Annotated in this window: 1 protein-coding gene (only partly in view); it reads left to right on the plus strand. The window is 71.6% G+C overall.

From position 1 onward, the window contains the following. A protein-coding gene (locus P2PM1_RS20800; RefSeq protein ID WP_186400374.1) for a non-ribosomal peptide synthetase crosses the window boundary here: on the plus strand, nt 1–19,921 show its 3' portion. 365 nt of this gene lie to the left of the window's left edge; only the last 19,921 of its 20,286 coding nucleotides appear in the window; its start codon lies beyond the left edge, outside the window; its stop codon occupies nt 19,919–19,921. The last annotated feature ends 40 nt before the right edge of the window (nt 19,922–19,961 follow it).

Raw genomic sequence — 19,961 nt, forward strand, 5'->3', positions numbered from 1 at the left:
CGCCCGCTACGGCAAGGCGGTGGAGGCGGCTTATGCTGCCCGCGCGCCCGAGCCGGCGCCGGCGAAGGTAGCTCCGGTGACTGCCCCGGCACAGCCTCTGCCCACCACCGGCACCGATGCCGCAGCCGACGTGCCGGAGGCATGGCTCGCCCGCCATCGCGCCTTCGCAACGGGGGAGGGAACCGTACGCTCCGGCGGAGCGGCGCGGCCCGCCCCGCAGCCTCTGGCGGCCGCGACCGCGACCGGCGAGCAGGTCCCCATCGCGGTGATCTCGATGGAGGGGCGCTTTCCGCAAAGCCCGGACCTTGAGACCTTCGCCGCGCATCTGGCCGCCGGCGACGACTGTATCGAGGAAGTGCCGGCGGATCGCTGGGACTGGCGCGCGGTCCATGGAGATCCGAAGAAGGGGCCTTTCACGGATGTGAAATATGGCGGCTTCACGCCCGGCCACGACCTGTTCGATGCGGCTTTCTTCAACATCTCGCCGCGCGAAGCCGAGCTGATGGACCCGCAGCACCGGCTGTTCATGGAATGCGTCTGGAGCCTGATCGAGAAGGCCGGGCATGCACCTGGCTCGCTTTCCGGGCGCAAGGTCGGGCTGTTCCTCGGCATCAACCTGCTCGACTACACCGACATGGTGAACCGGGCCGGTATCATGGATGCCCAGCAGCTCACCGGGCTCGGCCACGCCTTCTGCCCCAACCGGCTGTCCTTCCTGCTCGACATTCATGGCCCGAGCTCGGTCATCGACACGGCGTGCTCCAGCTCGCTCGTGGCGATCCACCGCGCGATCATGAGCATCCGCCATGAAGGCTGCGAGATGGCGATTGCCGGCGGCTCGAACCTGATGCTGTCGCCGATGCAGCACATCATGTTCTCGCAGGTCGGGATGATCACGCCCGATGGGCGCTGCAAGACGTTCTCGGCCGCCGCCAACGGCTATGCCCGTGCCGACGGCGTCGGTGCGGTGCTCTTGAAGCGGCTCGACCTTGCTGAGCGCGACGGCGACCCGATCCTCGGCGTCATCCGTGCGTCCGTCGAGCATCATGGCGGCGGGGCGACCTCGCTGACCGCGCCGAACCCGAAGGCCCAGGCCCGTCTGGTGGCGGAGGCGCATCGCCTCGCCGGCATCGACCCGCGCAGCGTCAGCCTGGTCGAGTGCCACGGCACCGGCACGCCGCTCGGCGATCCGGTCGAAGTGGAGGGGCTGAAGACCGCCTTTGCCGAGCTCTACCGCGAGCATGGCCTGCCCGCGCCGGCCGTGCCGCATATCGGCCTCGGCTCGGTCAAGTCGAACATCGGACACGCGGAAACCGCAGCGGGCGTTGCCGGGCTGATCAAGGTGCTGCTGGCGATGCGGGCCGGGACCTTGTTCCGGAGCCTCCATTGCGAGGAGCCGAATCCGCTGCTGGAGCTCGAGGGAAGTCCCTTCTACCTGTTGCAGGCCGCGCGACACTGGGACCGCCCGGTCGCCGACGGGATCGAGCAGCCGCGCCGCGCCGGGCTCAGCTCCTTCGGCGCGGGCGGCGCCAATGTCCATATGGTGATCGAGGAATATCGCGCGCCGCAGTCCGTGGCCGTGCCCGCGTCTTCTCCAGTGATCGTGCCACTGTCGGCCCGCACGCCGGACGCGCTGTCCGAGGCCATCCGCCGCCTGCGGCCGCATGTGGTGGCCGCGAACCTTGCCGATCTTGCCTGGACGCTGCAGGTCGGGCGCGACGCGATGCGCGAGCGGATCGCCTTCGTCGCCCGCGATACCGACGACCTTCTCCGCCAGATCGATGCCGTGCTGGCGGGGGAGGGCGGCGACGCGCTTCGCGGCACGGTTCCGCGCGGCCGGCGTGCCGACGAAACGCTGCTTGACCCCATCGGCCGCGATCCGCTCGACGTCGCCCGTGCCTGGGTCGGCGGCGCCGGCGTCGACTGGCAGCGGCTGCATGCGGGCGTGCCGCGCCGGCGCCTCGTGCTTCCCTCCTATCCGTTCCAGCGCAAGCGCTACTGGCTGCCGCTGGAAGCCGCGCCGGCGGCTGTCGCGCCCGGCCTGTCGCCGCAACCGGCCGGCGCCGGCACGTTCGAGATCGACCTGACGGGGCACGAGTTCTTCCTCGCCGACCACCGGATCGGCGGGCGGGCGGTCCTGCCCGGCGTTGCCTATCTGGAGCTGGTGCGGGCAGCGGCGGTAAAGGCAGGGATCGGACAGCCGCTCCTGCGTCAGGTCGTCTGGATGAGCCCGCTTGCCGTGGAACGCCCCGTGCGGGTGCGGGTGGTCTTCACCGGGGCCGCTGACGGTGCCCGCCGCGCCGAGGTGCTGAGCCTTGCGGCCGGCGAGGATCCGCGCCTGCATGCGCAGATGCTGGTGGCCGATGGTGTGTCTCAAGCCCCGGCCGCGTCCGATCTGGCGGCTTTGAGGCTGGCGCATCCGCGCATGATCCCGACGGAGCGGGTCTATGCCGCCTTTGGCGCCATGGGCCTTGCCTATGGTCCCGGCCACAAGGCGATCCTGTCGCTTGCCCTTGGGCGCGACGCGAACGGTGAGCGCTCGGTGCTGGGCCATCTCTGCCTGCCGGACGCGGTGGCGGCGACGGCCAACGCCTACGCCCTGCATCCGAGCTTGCTGGACGGCGCCTTCCAGGCGGCCATCGGCCTCGTCATGGAGGAGGACGGCACGGCGCCGAAAGGCGCAGCGCTGCCCTTCGCCATCGAGGCGGTCGAGATCTTCGGCCCGCTCGACACCGACCTTTGGGTGCATATCCAGCCGCGCCCCGCGTCCGGCGGCGATCCCCGCACGCGGCGCATGGACCTGCTGCTGCTGGACGATGCCGGCACGGCGCGCGTCGCCCTGCGCGGCTTTGCGACCCGCAGCTATGTCGAGGCGCCGCCTCAGGACACCCCGTGCTTCGTGCCGGTCTGGCGTCCCGTCGAGGGGGAGGGCGGAGCAAGCCGGCCCGCCCGGCACCTCGTGCTCGTCGTGCCGGAGGCCGCCAACCGCGAGGAACTGGCCCGGCATCTCCCCGGCGCCGAGATCAGACCGCTTGCGGGCGCACCCGGACAGGATCCTGCCGCACGCTTCGAGGCGGCGGCCCTCGATCTGCTCGACGCGCTGAAGGCACAGACAGGCGGCGCGCTCGTGCAGGTGCTGGTGCCGGACGCGGAGGGGCATGGGGCGCTGTCCGGCCTCGTCGGCCTGCTGCGCAGCGCTGCGCGCGAGCAGTCCGGGCTGACCGGCCAGTTGATCGCGCTGGCGCCGGGCCTCGACCCCGCCTCGGTCGCCGCGCATCTCTTGCAGGCGGCCGGCCATCTTCCGCTCGACCGCTTCCGCGCCGGACCGGACGGCCTTGCCGCCGAGATATGGGAAGAGGATAGGAAAGAGATCGGCGGCAGCGCCCTGCCGCTGCGCGACGACGGCGTCTATCTGATAACCGGCGGGACCGGCGGTCTCGGCCGGCATCTGGCGCGGGCGATCCTTGCCTCAGCCCCGAATGCGAAGGTGGTGCTTGCCGGCCGGAGCGCCGCCGCGCATGCCGAAGGCAGGTTGTCCTATGCAGCGGCCGATCTCTCCGACCCGCAGTCCGCGCAGGCGCTGGTGGAGGGGATCCGCGCTCAGCATGGCCGCCTGGATGGCGTGTTCCATGCCGCCGGCGTGTTGCGCGACGAGGCGCTGAAGAAGAAGACGGCGACGCAGTTGCAGGAGGTCTTCGCGCCGAAAGTGCGCGGCCTTGTCAATCTCGACCGGGCCCTCGGGGCCGCGCCTCTCGACTTTCTGGTGCTCTTCTCGTCGATCTCGGGCGTGCTGGGTAATCCGGGGCAGGCCGACTATGGCGCGGCCAACGCCTTCCTCGATGGTTTCGCCGAGGAGCGCGAGGCCCGGCGCCGGCGCGGCGCATGTCATGGCCGCGCGCTCTCCGTCGCCTGGCCGCTATGGCGCGATGGCGGCATGGGCATGGATGCCGCCAGCGAGGCCCTAATGCGCCGGACCACCGGCCTCGTTCCGCTGGAAACCGGAGCCGGGCTTGGCGTTCTCGCTGCCCTGCTGGCCGGCGAGATCGCGCCGGGTGCCGCCCGCGTGCTGGTAACAGCGGGCGAGCGCGAGCGCATCCGCGATCTCGTTACCCGCACCGCCATCCGCCCGCAGGCGAAAGCCGAGAGCGCGCCGAAGCCCGCCGCCGCCGTCGACACCGACGATCTCCGGCTCCGGGTCCTGCGCGCGGTCACCGAGGAGGCCGGCGCGATCCTCAAGGTCGCGCTCGACGATCTCGACGCGGATGTGGAACTGACCGAATACGGCTTTGATTCCATCAGCTTCACCCAGTTCGCCAACCGGCTGAACGACCGCTTCGGCCTCGACCTGACGCCGACCCTGTTCTTCGAGCATCCCGTGCTGGAAACGCTCGCCGCGCATCTGGCGGAGCGTCATGCCGCGGCGATGATCGCCGTCCTCGGCGGCGCGCCGGCACCTGAGGCCTTGCTGCCGGTTGCGCCAACGGGTCCCGCGCCGGCGCCCGTCGCCGCGACCGTCCCTCGTCCCGCGGCTGGAGCCGAGATCGCCTCCGGGGCCGTTGCCATCATCGGCATGAGCGGCATCTTCCCCGGCGCCCCGGATGTCGCTTCCTTCTGGCGGAACCTCGTCGAGGGTCGCGACTGCATATCCGAGGTTCCGGCCGAGCGCTGGGACTGGCGCGACTGGTGGGGCGATCCGCAGCGCGAACCCGGCCGCACCAATGTCAAATGGGGCGGCTTCATCGGCGAGCGGCTTGCGGAGTTCGACGCCGCCTTCTTCGGCATCTCCGCGCCGGAAGCGCGGATGATCGACCCGCAACAGCGCCTGCTGCTGACCGAGGCCTGGCGGGTGATGGAGGATGCCGGCTACGCGCCCTCGCGCCTTGCCGGTTCCCGCACCGGCGTCTTCCTCGGCACGGCGGACACCGGCTACAGCCGGCTGGTCGCGGCCTCCGGCAGCGGCGTTGAAGGCTACTCGATGACCGGCCTTGCCCCCTCGCTCGGGCCCAACCGGATCAGCTATTACTACGATTTCCACGGCCCCAGCGTTGCCGTCGAGACCGCCTGCTCCAGCGCCCTGGTCGCCGTGCACCGCGCCGTCGAGGCGATCCGCTCGGGCCATTGCGATGCGGCCATCGCCGGCGGCATCAACGCCCTGCTCCTGCCGGAAGCCTTTGTCGGCTTCTCCCGCGCCGGCATGCTGTCGCCCGACGGGCGCTCCAAGCCGTTTTCGGATGCGGCCAACGGCTATGCGCGCGGCGAGGGCGTCGGCCTCGTCTTCCTCAAGCCGCTGGAAGCGGCCGAGCGCGATGGCGACGACATCATCGCCGTCATCCGCGCCTCGGCGGAAAACCACGGCGGCCACGCAGCCTCCCTGACGGCGCCCAACCCGAAGGCGCAAGGAGAGCTGCTGCGCAGCGCCTATCGCGCCGCCGGCTTCGATCCGCGCACCGTCGGCTATATCGAGGCGCACGGCACCGGCACGCCGCTCGGCGATCCGATCGAGGTCGAGGCCCTCTCCGCCGCCTTCGCCGATCTCGCGCGAGAAGCGGAGGTGCGTTTCGGCCCTGGCGTCGCGCCCTCCTGCGGCATCGGCTCGGTCAAGTCGAACATCGGTCATCTGGAGCTTGCCGCCGGCATTGCCGGGCTGATCAAGGTGCTGCTGCAGATCCGTCACGGCGAGATGGCCGCCACGCTCCATTGCGACCGGCTCAACCCCTATCTCAAGCTGGAGGGCAGCCCCTTTTATGTCGTGCGCGAGCCGCGCGACTGGCCGCGCATCCGCGACGGGTCTGGCCGCGAGCTGCCGCGCCGGGCCGGCGTCAGTTCCTTCGGCTTTGGCGGCAGCAACGCCCATGTCGTGCTGGAGGAATATGTCGCCGCGCCGGTGACCCGGCCGGCCGAGACCGGCGCGCCGGCCGTGCTGGTTCTCTCCGCCCGCAGCGAGGACCAACTGCGGACGATGGCGAGCGATCTGCGCCGCCATCTGGACGAGGCGGGAGATGCGGTCTCGCTGGCCGATGTCGCCCACACGCTGCAGGTGGCGCGCGATGCCATGGAGCACCGCCTTGCCTTCGTCGCCAGCGGCAGCAGTGAGGCGATCCGGCGGCTCGACGCTTTCCTTGCCGGAGAGGAGACGGGCGGTCTGCATCTCGGCCGGGTGCGGCCCAACCGCGCTGTCATCTCGGTGCTGGAAGGCGATGCCGACCTGAGGCAGGCCGCCGCCGGCCTCGTCTCGCGCGGTCGGCATGATGAACTGCTGGCCCTGTGGGTGCGCGGGCTCGATGTGGACTGGACGCAGCTTCCCGGCAGCGCCGGGCGCAGGCGTGTGCGGCTTCCGGGCTATCCTTTCGCCCGCACGCGCCACTGGGTGCGCGGCGGCGAATCCGCATCGGCGAGTGCCGCAGGCCTGTTGTTGGAGGGGAGCGAGAGCTTCCTGCGCGATCATCTCGTCGGCGGACGGAAAGTCCTCCCCGGCGTCGTCCAGTTCGAACTTGTGCGGGCCGAGCTCGAACGGCGCGGGTTTGCGGACCTGCCGCTGGAATTCACCGGACATGTCTGGTCGCGCCCGGTCGCCGTCGATGTGGCGCCCGTGCGGCTTCAGGTCGAGATGGACGAGGCCGGCGACGGCTATCGTCTTGTGACCTCCGGCCGCGAGGGCCGGCGGGTGCATGGCGAGGGCCGCGTTCGCGCGGCGCCGGACATCGTGCTGCCGCCGATCGATCTCGATGCCCTGCGCGGAGCCATGTCCGGCGCGGTCGATCCGTCCGGGCTCTATGCCCGGTTCGAGGCGCTGGGCCTCGGCTACGGTCCCGCCCACCGGCCGATCACCTATCTTGCGACCGGCAATGGCTGCGTGCTTGCGAGGCTCGAACTCCCGGCAGCCGCAACGGACGGCATGGCCCTGCATCCGTCGATGCTGGACGGCGCGCTGCAGTCGCTGCTGGCGCTCGCAGCGGGCGACGATGCGGCGCTCGCCGTGCCCTATGCCCTGCGCCGCCTCGTCGTCGTAGGCCCGACGGAACCGGCCATGTGGGCGGTCGGCGAACGGGACGGGGCCACGCACACGCTCCGGCTCTGCGACGAAACGGGTCGTATTCTGGCGCTTTTCGAGGGCTTCGCCGCCCGCACCGTCAGCCCGTCGGCGCCTGTCCGCCCACGGCTCGAAGAGGCGCCTTCATCGAGGTCGGCGGAGGTGTCAGCCGCCGCCCTCGACCGCGTGACCGCCATCGCCGCGCGCGTCTTGGAAGTCGACCCGTCCGCCCTCGACACGGAGACGGAGCTCGGCGAGTTCGGCTTCGATTCCATCACGATGACCGGCTTTGCCGCCGCCATCAACGATGAGCTCGACCTCTCGCTGACGCCGGCGGATTTCTTCGAATTCGCAACGCTTGCCCGTCTCGCACGCCATGTCGCCGGGCTGATCGGCCCGGATGTCGCGGCCGGCTCCGCGCCGACCACCACGCTGGCGGAGCCGGCCCAGCCCGTGCCGGTGCCTCGCCAATCGGCACGTGAAACGCTTGCGCCCCTGCGCGATGAGCCGCTGCCGGACGATCCGGTCGTCATCGTCGGGCTGAGCTGCGCCTTCCCGCTGGCGCGCAATGCCGATGCCTTCTGGCAGAACCTCGTTTCGGCGCGCGACTGCATCACCCGCATTCCGCCCGACCGCTGGGACTGGCAGGAGGTCGACGGCGACCCCAAGGCGGATCCCGGCAAGACCAACATCCATTGGGGCGGCTTCATCGACGGCGTCTTCGAGTTCGACCCGCTGTTCTTCAGCATCTCGCCGCGCGAAGCCAAGCTGATGGACCCGCAGCAGCGGCTGATGATGATGCATGCCTGGAACGCCATCGAGGATGCCGGCCATTCGCCGCGCGATCTCGCCGGGCGTAAGGTCGGGGTCTTTGTCGGCACCTCGTCGAGCGGCTATCGCGAGCTCATCGGCGAGGACACCGGCGGCGAAGGGTATGTCGCCACCGGCGCGGTGCCCTCGGTCGGGCCCAACCGCATCAGCTATTTCCTCGACCTGCATGGGCCGAGCGAGCCGGTGGAGACCGCCTGTTCCAGCTCCCTCGTCGCGCTGCATCGCGCGGTCCGCTCGATCCGCGACGGCGACTGCGAGATGGCGCTGGTCGGCGGCGTCAACACCATCGTCACGCCGGAAGCGCATATCAATTTCGCCAAGGCCGGCATGCTGTCGCCCGACGGGCGCTGCAAGACCTTCTCGGCGCAAGCGAATGGCTATGTGCGCGGCGAGGGGGCGGGCATGATCCTCGTTCGCCGTCTCTCGGACGCGCTGCGCGACGGCGATCCGATCCTGGCTGTCATTCGCGGCACGGCGATCAATCACGGCGGGCGGGCGAATTCGCTGACCGCGCCCAATACGCAGGCGCAGGCCGATCTGCTGCGCGCCGCCTATCGCGATGCCGGCATCGACCCGTCCACCATCGGCTATGTCGAGGCCCACGGCACGGGCACCGCGCTTGGCGATCCGGTCGAGATCAACGCGCTCAAGACCGTTTTTGCAGGGATCGGCGCCGAGGGCTCCTGCGGCATCGGCTCGGTCAAGACCAATATCGGCCATCTGGAACTTGCCGCCGGCATCGCGGGGGTCGCCAAAGTGTTGTTGCAGATGCGGCATCGACGGCTGGTGCCGAGCCTGCATTGCGACACGCTCAATCCGTATATCGAGTTTGCCGGCACGCCGTTCGAGGTTGTCCGGCAGGAGCGATCCTGGACGGCTTTGCGCGATGCGAGGGGGCGCGAACTGCCGCTGCGGGCGGGCGTCAGCAGCTTCGGCTTCGGCGGCGTCAACGCCCATGTTGTGCTGGAGGACTACCCGTCCGCGCCGCCCTCCGCCGCCGTAGTGCCCGCACCGCAGCTCATCGTCCTGTCCGCCCGCGATGCCGCGCGTCTCGAAGACCGGGCGCGGGATCTGGCGGAAGCGCTCGCGAGCGGGTGCTTCACCGACGCCGATCTTGTCGACCTTGCCTTCACCCTGCGCATCGGCCGCACGCCGATGAAGCAGCGCCTTGCCTTCGTCGCGCGCTCTCTGACGGAGGTGAGCGACACGCTGCGAGCCTTCCTGGACGGCGTTCCTCTGCCCGGCCTTCATCTCGGGCAGGCGCGTGCGGAGGTCCGCCTTCCGCCGGCGCAGTCGCTTGAGGACTGGGCCCGGCACTTCGTGCAAGGCGGCGACCTTGCCGGGTTCGGCGAGGCGTCCGCGCCGCGCCGCCGTCTGCGCCTGCCGGCCTATCCCTTCGCCCGCGAGGTCTACCGCGTCGCCGCCCCGGCCATGTCTGCCGTGCCGGCGACAGCAGCGCGCGACCCCGCAGTGTCCGAGCTCGCCGGCCGTCTCTTCGCTCGCCGTCTTGAGGCGTCGGCCTTCTATCTGCGCGATCATCGCTTCCGGGACATGCCGATCCTGCCCGCGGCTATGGGGCTGGAGCTTGCACGCGGTGCCTTTGTGGCCGCCGGCGGCGGCGATTCCGTGCGGCTGGAGAGCGTGACATGGCGCCGGCCGCTGGAGCTCGCCTCCGGCTCGGTCGAGGTGCGGCTGCCGCTGGAAGAGGGCGAAGCTGGCGCCAAAAGCTTCCGCCTGCTTTCGGGAACCGAGGCCGAGCACATGCGCGGCAGCATCGTCCCCCTGCCGGCCGGCTCTGCGCCGATGCATCTCGATCTTGCCGCCCTGCACGGCCGCCTCCCGCGCGTGCTCGACCGCGACTGGCTCTATGCCAGCTATGCCGCGCTTGGCCTCTCCTACGGTCCCACCTTCCGCTGTGTCCTTGAGATGCAGGCCGGCGACGGCGAGGCTCTGGCCCGGCTGCGGCTGCCGGTGGCCGCCCGTGGCGGCGAGGCGTTCCATCTGCACCCTGCGATGCTCGACGCTGCCTTCCATTCGGCGCTCGGCCTCTTCCACGGCGAGCCCGGCGGCACGGCGGCGCTGCCCTTCGCGCTGGAGCGGATGGACGTCTTCGGCCCGACCGACGAGGAGATGTGGGCGCATCTGCGCGAGCAGCCGGCCGCAAACGGCCTGCGCCGCATCGACATCGATCTTGCCGATGGTGCGGGCAACGTTCGCGTCGCGATCCGTGGCTTCACCCTGCGCCTGGTGAGGAGCGCCCCGGCGCCGGAGGAGACACGCGCGCCGGCGGAGCGGGAAGCCGCCCCCTCGCTGGCCGCAAGAGCCGAGCGCTATCTCGCGGAGGTCGTGGCGCGGGAGACCGACATTCCGCGCGCCGACATCGATCCTGAGGCCGCATTGGAGATCTACGGCATCGATTCCGTACTGATCACCCGGCTCACGGATGAACTCGCCAAGGTGTTCGGCCCGCTCTCCAGCACCCTGTTCTTCGAGCACCAGACGCTGGCCTCGCTGGCCCGGCATTTCGCGTCGGCCCATGCGGACAGGCTGTCGGAGATCCTGGGGGAGGCGCCCGCCGATGCGCTCCCGGCGATCGCCGCGCCCGCCACTCCGCCCCTCCGTGAGCGCAGGGGCGAGGCAAGGGACGAGCCGATCGCCATCATCGGCCTTGCCGGGTGCTATCCCGGTGCGAGCGACGTCGAGGCCTTCTGGCAGAACCTTGCGGCGGGGCGCGACTGCATCACCGAGATCCCGGCTGAGCGCTGGGATCACGCAAGGTTCCACGATCCGGACGGCCGGGGCGGGTTGCCGCGCGGCAAGTGGGGCGGGTTCGTCGACGATTTCGACCGCTTTGACCCGCTGTTCTTCAACATCTCGCCGCGCGAGGCGCCCTATATCGATCCGCAGGAGCGGCTGTTCCTGCAATGCGCCTGGGAAACGCTGGAGGACGCCGGCTACACCCGCGCCAATGTTGCACCGGCCACGGAGGGCATGGCGGGCGGCGATGTCGGCGTCTTCGTCGGTGTCATGTACGAGGAATACCAGCTCTACGGCGCGCAGAGCACAGCCGCCGGCCGGCCGCTCGCCCTGTCCGGCAGCGCCGCCTCCATCGCCAACCGGGTCTCCTATTTCTGCGACTTTCACGGCCCCAGCATGGCCGTGGACAGCATGTGCTCGTCCTCGCTGACGGCGATCCATCTGGCCTGCGAGGCCCTGCGCGCCGGCGATTGCCGTGTCGCCCTCGCCGGCGGTGTCAACCTGACCCTGCATCCCAACAAGTATCTGGCGCTGGCGCAGGGGCGTTTCCTGTCGAGCACCGGGCGCTGCGAGAGCTTCGGCGAGGGCGGCGACGGCTATGTGCCGGCCGAAGGCGTCGGCGCGGTGCTGCTGAAGCCGCTGTCGCGCGCCATCGCCGATGGCGACCGCATCCACGGCGTCATTCGCGCCTCGGCGCTGAACCACGGCGGCAAGACCAACGGCTATACCGTGCCGAACCCGCTGGCGCAGGCCGCCGTCATCGGCCGCGCCATGCAGCGCGCCGGCGTGCGCGCCGGGGACATCGGCTATGTCGAGGCGCATGGCACCGGCACCAGCCTCGGCGATCCCATCGAGATCGCTGCCCTGTCTCGCGCCTATCGCCGGGAGACGGAGGCTCGCGGCTTCTGCGCCATCGGTTCGGTCAAGTCCAACATCGGCCATGGCGAGAGCGCGGCCGGCATCGCCGGCCTGACCAAGGTCTTGCTGCAGTTCCGCCATGGCCGGCTGGCGCCTTCGCTGCATTCGGCAAGGCTCAACCGCGAGATCGATTTCGCCGCCTCGCCCTTCCGCGTCCAGCAGCGCCTGGAGGACTGGCCGCGGCGGCGGGACGGGCAGGGCAATGAGATCCCGCGTCTCGCCGCGCTCTCCTCCTTCGGCGCCGGCGGCTCGAACGCCCATCTGATCATCGAGGACTGTCCGGCGCCCGCTCACCGGGAGGCAATGCCCTCCCGCGCGGTCTATCCGTTCTCCGCCCGCGAGGCCGGGCAGTTGCGCCAGGTGCTGGAGCGGTTCCGCGCCCGCCTCGACACCCTGTCCGAGGGCGAGCTGTTCGCCGCCGCGACCACGCTGCAGGACGGGCGCGAGGCCTTCGAGGAGCGGCTTGCCCTCGTCGCAGGCGACAAGGCGGACTTGGCCCGCCTGCTCGACGCGGCGTTGCGGGGCGGCGAGGGGGCCGGTGTCTGGCGCGGCCGCGCCGCGCGCAGCCACGGGATGCAGACGGCGCCGGGATCGCTGGAAGCGGCCGCTGCTGCCTGGGTCGGCGGTGCCTTGGTCGACTGGGCGCGGCTGCGCGGCGGCGCCCGTCCCGCCCGCATCGGCCTGCCGGCCTATCCCTTCGCCCGCGAGCGCTACTGGCTGCCCGAGGGCGCCGCCGCGGAGCATCGCGCGCCGGCTCCGACGCCGGCGCCGGCCCTGCCGCTGCTGGTCCGCCCGCACTGGCGGGAGACGGACCCGCCGGTCGCCGCCAGCGCCCCTGATCGGCATGTCGTCGTCCTCTGCGGTGCGGCGGACGAAACTACCTCCCGCCTGCGCTCCCAGATGCCGCAAGCCCGGATCGTGGCGCTGGAGAGCCGCAGCACCGACGAGGGCGAGCGCTTCGCCGATCACGCCGCGCACCTGCTGGCGCTGCTCAAGCAGGAGATGACGAGCCGCTCGCGGCCCACCGTCCTGCAGCTCGTGCTTCCCGTGGAGAGTACCCTCGCCGAAGGGCTAGCCGGCCTGCTGCGCTGCGCGCGCCTGGAGCACCGCGATCTGGCGTGTCAGGCGATCTCGCTCGATCCCGTCCGGCCCGATCTCGCCGGTCTGCTGGCGCATGAGGCCGCCCTCGCGCAGACCGATCACGACATCCGCTACAACCGGGACCAGCGCCTGCTGCGTGTGTGGCGGGAGATCGAGACCGACACGGGCGAACTGCCGTCGCCGTGGAAGCCGGACGGCATCTATCTGGTCACCGGCGGGGCTGGCGGTGTCGGCCTGCATCTCGCCGCCGACATCCTCGCCAAGGCGCCCGGCGCCACCGTATGGCTCACCGGCAGGTCGCCGCGCTCCGCCGCGCTGGGCGAGACCCTTGCCCGCTTCGGCCCGCGCGCCGTCTACCGTCAGGCGGATGTCACCGACCGCGCGGCGATGGGCGCGCTGGTCGCGGAGATCCGCGCGGCGCATGGCCGTCTCGATGGCGTCGTCCATGCGGCCGGCCTCACCCGCGACAGCCTGATCGCCAACAAGTCCGAGGCCGATCTGCGCGCGGTGCTGGCGCCCAAGGTCGCCGGCACCCTGGCGCTCGATGCGGCGCTCGGCAGCGAGCCGCTCGATGTTCTGCTGCTCTTTGCCTCGGCCTCCGGTGCCCTCGGCAATCCGGGTCAGGCCGATTATGCCGCGGCCAATGCCTTCCTCGATGCCTTCGCGCAGGAGCGGAACCGCCGTGCCGGCAAAGGTGACTGCTGCGGCCATACGCTCTCCATCGACTGGCCCTACTGGCAGGACGGCGGCATGCGCCTTCCCGGCGCGGTTGTCTCCGCGATGGAGCGGCAGGCCGGTGCTACGCCACTCGTCACCGATGCGGCGCTGGCAACGCTTGCCGTCGCGCTGCCGCGCAAGGGCGAGGATCAGCTTCTCGTGCTCGCGGGCGACAAGGATCGTCTGCGCGGGCTTCTTCGCCCGGTGACGGTCGCCGCGCGGGCGGCGGAGCCGGTTTCCGTTGCCCTTGATGCGGCTCCCCCGGTGAGCGAAGCCGTTCTGGAGGCAGTGCGGGCCTGTTTCTCGCAGGTTCTGAAGATCCCCGCCGAGCGGCTCGGGGCGGAGGAAACCATCGACCGTTTCGGCGTCGATTCCGTCTCGGCGCTGGACATCGTGGCAGCGCTCGAAACCCGCTTCGGCCCGCTGCCGCAGACGCTTCTCTTCGAGCATCCGACCATCGCCCGGCTGGCTGCGGAGCTTGAGACGATGGGCCGGGGCGCGGCGCCTGCGACCCGCGACGAGGCGCCCTCGCCAACGCCCTCGCCAGCCCCGGCGATGCCTGTCGCGAACATCGATGGCATCGCCGTCATTGCCGTTGCCGGACGCTTCCCCGGCGCGCGTACGGTGGAGGAGTTCTGGCAGGCGCTGGAAGAGGGGCGCGACTGCGTCCGCGAGGTGCCGGCCGCGCGCTGGGATGTCGAGGAGACCTGGTCGCCGCGCAAGGGCCAGCCGCTTGCCAGCCATTGCCGCTGGGGCGGCTTCATCGACGATGTCGACCGCTTCGACGCCGGTTTCTTCGGCTACAGCCCGCGCGAGGCGGCGCTCGCCGACCCGCAGGAGCGGCTGTTCCTGGAGACGGCCTGGCATCTGCTGGAGCGCGCCGGCCACACGCGCGCTTGGCTCGGCAAGCGTTACGGCAACCGCGTCGGCGTCTTTGTCGGTGCCATGTACCAGCACTACAAGGCGCTGGAGATGGACGCGGAAAGCCGGGCGCTGCTGCTGCTCTCGTCCTATTCGGCGATTGCCAACCGCACCTCGTTTGTCTTCGATCTGCAGGGGCCGAGCGTTGCCGTCGACAGCATGTGCTCCTCCGGCCTTCAGGCCGTGCATCAGGCCTGCCAGAGCCTCAAGGCCGGGGAATGCCGGCTGGCGATTGCCGGCGGCGTCAACCTGTCGCTGCTGCCGGAAAAATATGTCGGCCTCAGCCAGGCCGGCCTTGTCGGCAGCCATGCCGGCAGCCGCAGCTTTGCCGGCGGCGACGGTTACCTTCCCTCCGAGGGCGTCGGCGCGGTGCTGTTGAAGCCGCTGGCCGATGCGCTCGCCGATGGCGATGCGGTGCTTGCGGTGATCCGCGCCAGCATGGCCAACCATGCCGGCCACTCCGCCGGCTTTGCGGTGCCCAATGTCGATGCGCAGGCCCGCCTGCTGGCGGAAAACCTCGAGGCGGCGGGCATCGATCCGCGCTCCATCGGCTATGTCGAGGCGGCCGCCAATGGCTCCGCCATCGGCGATGCCATCGAGCTCAGGGCGCTGGGCCGCGTCTTCGCGGGGGCGCAAGGCATCCCGCTCGGCTCGGTGAAGGCCAATCTCGGCCATGCGGAGGCCGCCTCCGGCATGGCCCAACTCACCCGGGTCCTGCTGCAGTTCCAGCACCGCCGTCTTGTCCCGTCGCCCGGCCTGCCGAGCCTTGAGGCCGCCGGTTCGCCCTTTGCCGCAACGCCGTTCCTGCCGCAGCTTCGCGCCGAGCCATGGCTCCCGCGCCTCGTCGACGGTGAGGCGCAGCCCTTGCGCGCAAGCGTCAGTTCCTTCGGGGCGGGCGGCTCCAACGTGCATCTGGTGCTGGAAGAGGCACCGCCGGCGGCCGCTGCCGCCATCACCGACGAGCCCGCCGGCCCGTTCCGCTTCCCCGTCTCCGCGCGCACACCGGACCAGCTCACGGTGATGCTGCGGCAACTTGCGGGTTTCGTGCGGGCGACGCCGGACCTCTCGCTGGACCGCCTGTCGCGCACGCTTCGCTTCGGCCGCGAGGCGATGGCTTGCGGTGTCGAGGTCACGGCCTCCTCGGTGGAAGAACTGGCCGACAAACTCGATGCGGCCGCAAACGATCCGTCGATGGTGCCGCTGCCGCATGCGGACGAAGACGGCGACCGGCGCGGCCTGCTGGTGCTGCCCGGCTATCCCTTCGCTCGCGAGCGGCACTGGATCGGCCGGCTACCCGACACCCCGTCGCCGAAGGCGGAGGACACGGGCCCAGTGGAAGGAGATGCGCCGCTCGACACGCTCCGGCAGACGGTCGCCGCCATCCGGGGCGTGTCGCCGTCTCAGGTCCCCCTCGACGTGCCCCTGCGGGACCTTGCGCTCGATTCCATGGGCTGGATGCGGCTGGTCTATACGGTCGAGGAGGCTCACGGGGTGGCGCTCGCCCATGCCGATCTCGAACGCCATCCGACCCTTGCGGATCTTGCCGCCCGCATCGCGGCAAATGAGCCGGATGCGCTGCCCGAGGTTGTTTCCTCGGTGACGGACGGGCCCTGGCACTCGCCGCTGAGCGAGGGGCAGAAGGGCCTGTGGGCGCTCCAGACGCTCTATCCCGATCTGACGGACTACAACGTGCCGCTGGCCTTCCGCGTCGGCGGCATCGACGAGGACAGCCTGGCGCGGGCCTGCACCTGGCTCTGCGAGAGCTTTCCCGTGCTCGCCGCGCGGGTCGCCGGCCAGGGCGAGAGGCTGGAGGCCGGCGATCCCCCGCGCCTTGCGAGCCTCGCGGTTCCCAAGGAGATCGAGCTGGCCGAGTTCGCCCGCCGGCGGCTGGCCCGCCCCTTCGATCTTGCCGTGGAGGCGCCGATCCGCTTCGAGCTGCTGCGCGGGGGCACGCTGGGGCCGGGCGAGGGGCTTCTCCTTGTCACCTTCCATCACATCGCCATCGACGGCGCCGCCGCCGCCGTCGTCGCCCGCCAATTTTGGCAGGCCTATGCGGCCTTCGCCTTGGGACGGGTGCCCGACCGGGCGCGGGCCGCGAACCGGGCCGACTATGCCGACTTCGTCGCCTGGGAGCGGAACCTGCTCGCCTCGCCCGAAGGGGCGGCGCAGCGGCGCTACTGGCGCGAGCGGCTGTCCGGCGAGCTTCCCGCCCTCGATCTGCCGGCCGACCGGGAGACGCTCGCCGCCGAGACCGGCCGGCGCGACGGCGCGGCCGAGCATCGCTTGCCGAAGCCGCTCGTCGCCCGCGCAAGGGAGGTGTTGCAGGGCCAGGGCATCAGCCCCGCCGCCTTCCATCTCGCGGTTCTCTCAGCGCTGCTCTATCGCCATACCGGCCAGGACGACCTCATCATCGGCGTGCCGACCCTGCGCCGGCCGCAGCGGCGCTTCGAGGAAACCGTCGGCTATTGCGCCAACATGATGGCCCTGCGGATCGCCGTGGATGGCGATCTGCCGGCCGCCGCCGTGCTGGAGACGGTGCAGCGGGCGCTGTCCGAGGGGCTGGTGCGGTCGGATGTGCCCTTCGCGGTCATCGCGCGGGAGCTGGGCGGCCGGGCGGACGGGATGGCACCCTGGCAGGTGAGCTACGCCTATCAGAACTTCCCGCAGGGCTCCGGCGTCGACCTGCCGCCGGAGCAGGGGCGGGCCGAACATCTCCGGCAGATCCGCCAGCCGGGCGACACGCCTTTCGGCCTCGAACTCTACGAGGACGGCGACGGGCTGCTGCTGGTCGCGACCTTCGACGGCAGCCGCTTCGGCGCCTCCCGCATCGAGCGGATGCTCGGGCACTACGAGATGCTGGCCGGCGCGATGCTGGACGATCTTGAAACGCCCGTCGCCGAGCTTGCCATGCTGACCCGCGCCGAGCGCGAGCGCGCCCTCTACAGTTGGAGCGCGGCAACGGATGCCCCGCCGGTTTCGGGTCTGGTCCATGAGTGGATTGAGGCCCGCCTGCGGCAGGTCCCCGCTGCCGGCGTCCTGACCGGGCCGGAGGACACGCTCTCGGCCCGCCAACTGCTGCGGCAGGTAGAGCGGCTGTGCCTGACGCTGTCGGCCTGCGGCATCCGGCAGGGAGACCGGGTCGCCGTGCTGTCGGGGCGGGAGGCGGACGGCATCGCCGGTCTCATCGCCGTGCTGGCCTCCGGCGCGGTCTGGGTGCCGCTCGATCCCGACCATCCGGACGACCGCCTGTCCCTTGTCCTGGCCGATGCCGGGGCCGCGCTCGTGCTGGCGCCGGGACGGCTGGTTGCGCGGGGGCGCAAGCTTGCCGGCACCGGCGTCCGCGTCGTCCGGCTCGACCGCGACGGCTGGGGCCTGCGCCAGCAGCTTGCCCGCCGGCGTCCCGTCGCCCTGCGGCCGGAGGACCCCGCCTATATCGTCTACACCTCCGGCTCGACCGGCGCGCCGAAGGGCGTGGTGGTCTCCCACGGCGCGCTGGCCGGCCATTGCCGGGCGGTCATCGACCGCTATGGCCTCGGCGAGCGGGATGCCGTGCTGCAATTCGCCTCGCCCGGCGTCGACACCGCGCTGGAGCAGATCCTGCCGACGCTGGCGAGCGGTGCCCGCCTGGTGCTCGGCGGCGCGGCGGTGCGCGCGCCCTCCGAGTTCCTGGCTCTGCTGCAGCGCGAGCGCATCACCGTCGCCGACCTGCCGCCGGTCTATCTCCGCGAACTCCTGCAAGCCTGGACGGCCGGCGCCGCCGACCTGTCGAAACTCTCCCTGCGCCTGCTGATCTGCGGCGGCGAGGCGCTGGGGCCGGATGTGGTGGCCCTGTGGGCGGCCAGCGGCCTGGCGTCGGCGCGCCTGCTCAATGCCTATGGGCCGACCGAGGCGACCATCACCGCCCTGGTGCATGAGGTGGTGCCCGGCGACCGCGCCGGCCCGGTGCCGATCGGCCGGCCGCTGCCCGGCACCCGCATCTACATTCTCGACCGCGACGGCAATCCGCTTCCCGACGGGGCCGTCGGCGAGTTGCATATCGGCGGGCCGCGCCTGGCGCTCGGCTATCACGGCCGCCCGGATCTGACGCAGGAGCGCTTCGTCCTGCGGACCATCGATCCCGGCGAACCGCCGATCCGGCTCTACCGCACCGGCGATCTGGCCGCCTTCCTGCCCAACAGCGGCGGCGTCGTGGCGTTTCACGGCCGTCTCGACGACCAGGTGAAGATCCGCGGCTTCCGCGTCGAGCCGGGCGAGGTCGAGGCGGCGCTGGCGGCCGAGGGGCTTGGCGAGACGGCGGTGCTGGCGACGGTCGGCCGCGACGGCGGCGCGGCCCTGTCGGCATTCGTCGTCGCCGACGCCGCCGGGTTCCACGAGACGGGGCTGAAGGCGCGCCTCGCCGGGCGGTTGCCGGCGCATATGCTTCCCGCGACGATCCACCGGATCGACGCGCTCCCTGTCGGTCCTGGCGGCAAGGTCGACCGGCAGGCGCTGCGGCGCATTGCCGGCGCGCCGAAGCCGCTCGAGGAGGCGGGCGAGGCGGCGGACGAGGCACCGCAGGACGAGATCGAAGCGCGCGTGCTGGAGGTCTGGTCGCAGGCGCTGGGGCAGGGCGGCGGCAGGCCGCGTCTTCACGACGGCTTTGCCGAAAGTGGCGGCGACAGCCTCGCCGCCGTGCGGCTGCTCGCCGGGATCGAACGCGCCTTCGGCCTCGCGCTGTCGGTGGCCGATCTGGCCGCCGCGCCGACCATCGCCGCCCAGGCCCGGCTCCTGCGCGAGCGTCTGCCCTCCGGCCCTCCGGCCGGTGCCGGCGACCCCACTGCTCCCTCGCTTCTCGTGCCGCTGCGCCGGGCCCCGGATGCGGTGACGGCGCCGACGTTGTTTCTGCTGCATCCGGTCGCCGGCACGATCTCCTGCTATGGCGACCTTGCCGCCGCGCTCGGGCCGGACTGGTCCGTCCATGCCCTGCGCGCCAGCGGGCTGCTGCCGGGCGAGAGCGTCGCGCCGCCCGATCTCCCGGCCCTTGCGGCGCGCTATGCCGGCCTGCTGCGGACCGTCCAGCCCAAGGGGCCGTATCGGCTGGCCGGCTGGTCGATGGGCGGGGTCCTCGCCTTCGAGATCGCCCGGCACCTGACCGCCGCCGGCGAACGGGTCGATGTCCTCGCCCTCTTGGACAGCTACACGCCGGGCGAGGTGAGGCGCATCGAGCCTGATGAGGGGAGCGCTGCCGCCGGCCGCGCGGAGACCGCCGAGGCGATGGCCTTCGCCCGCGACCTCCTGGGCGGCGAGGCGGTGGACCTGGCCGCCGGCGCCGACATCGCCGAGCAGCTTCTCGCCGCGCCCGCCTTCGCCCGCAGCCATCCCGGCATGACGGCGGACGACCTGCGCCGGCTGTTCGCGGTCTTCGTCGCCAACCGCGCCGCCCTTGCGGCCTATGAACCGGCTCCGCTGGACGTCCCGCTGACGCTGGTCAGGACCCGGCAGGGGCTCGACCGGCTCGGCGCGCCGGACTGGCAGGGGCTCGCCGCGGGAAAGATCGCGCTGATCGAGGCCGACGGCGATCACTTCACCTGCCTGCACCCGCCGCATCTTGGCGGCTGGGTCGGGCAGTTGACGCAGGCGCTGGCGGAGCTGCCGCCATGCGATTGACCGGGCTGGCGAAACGGATGTGGGCGGACGGCCGCTCGCG

Source organism: Stappia sp. P2PMeth1 (genome assembly GCF_900185735.1).
Lineage (GTDB): Bacteria > Pseudomonadota > Alphaproteobacteria > Rhizobiales > Stappiaceae > Stappia.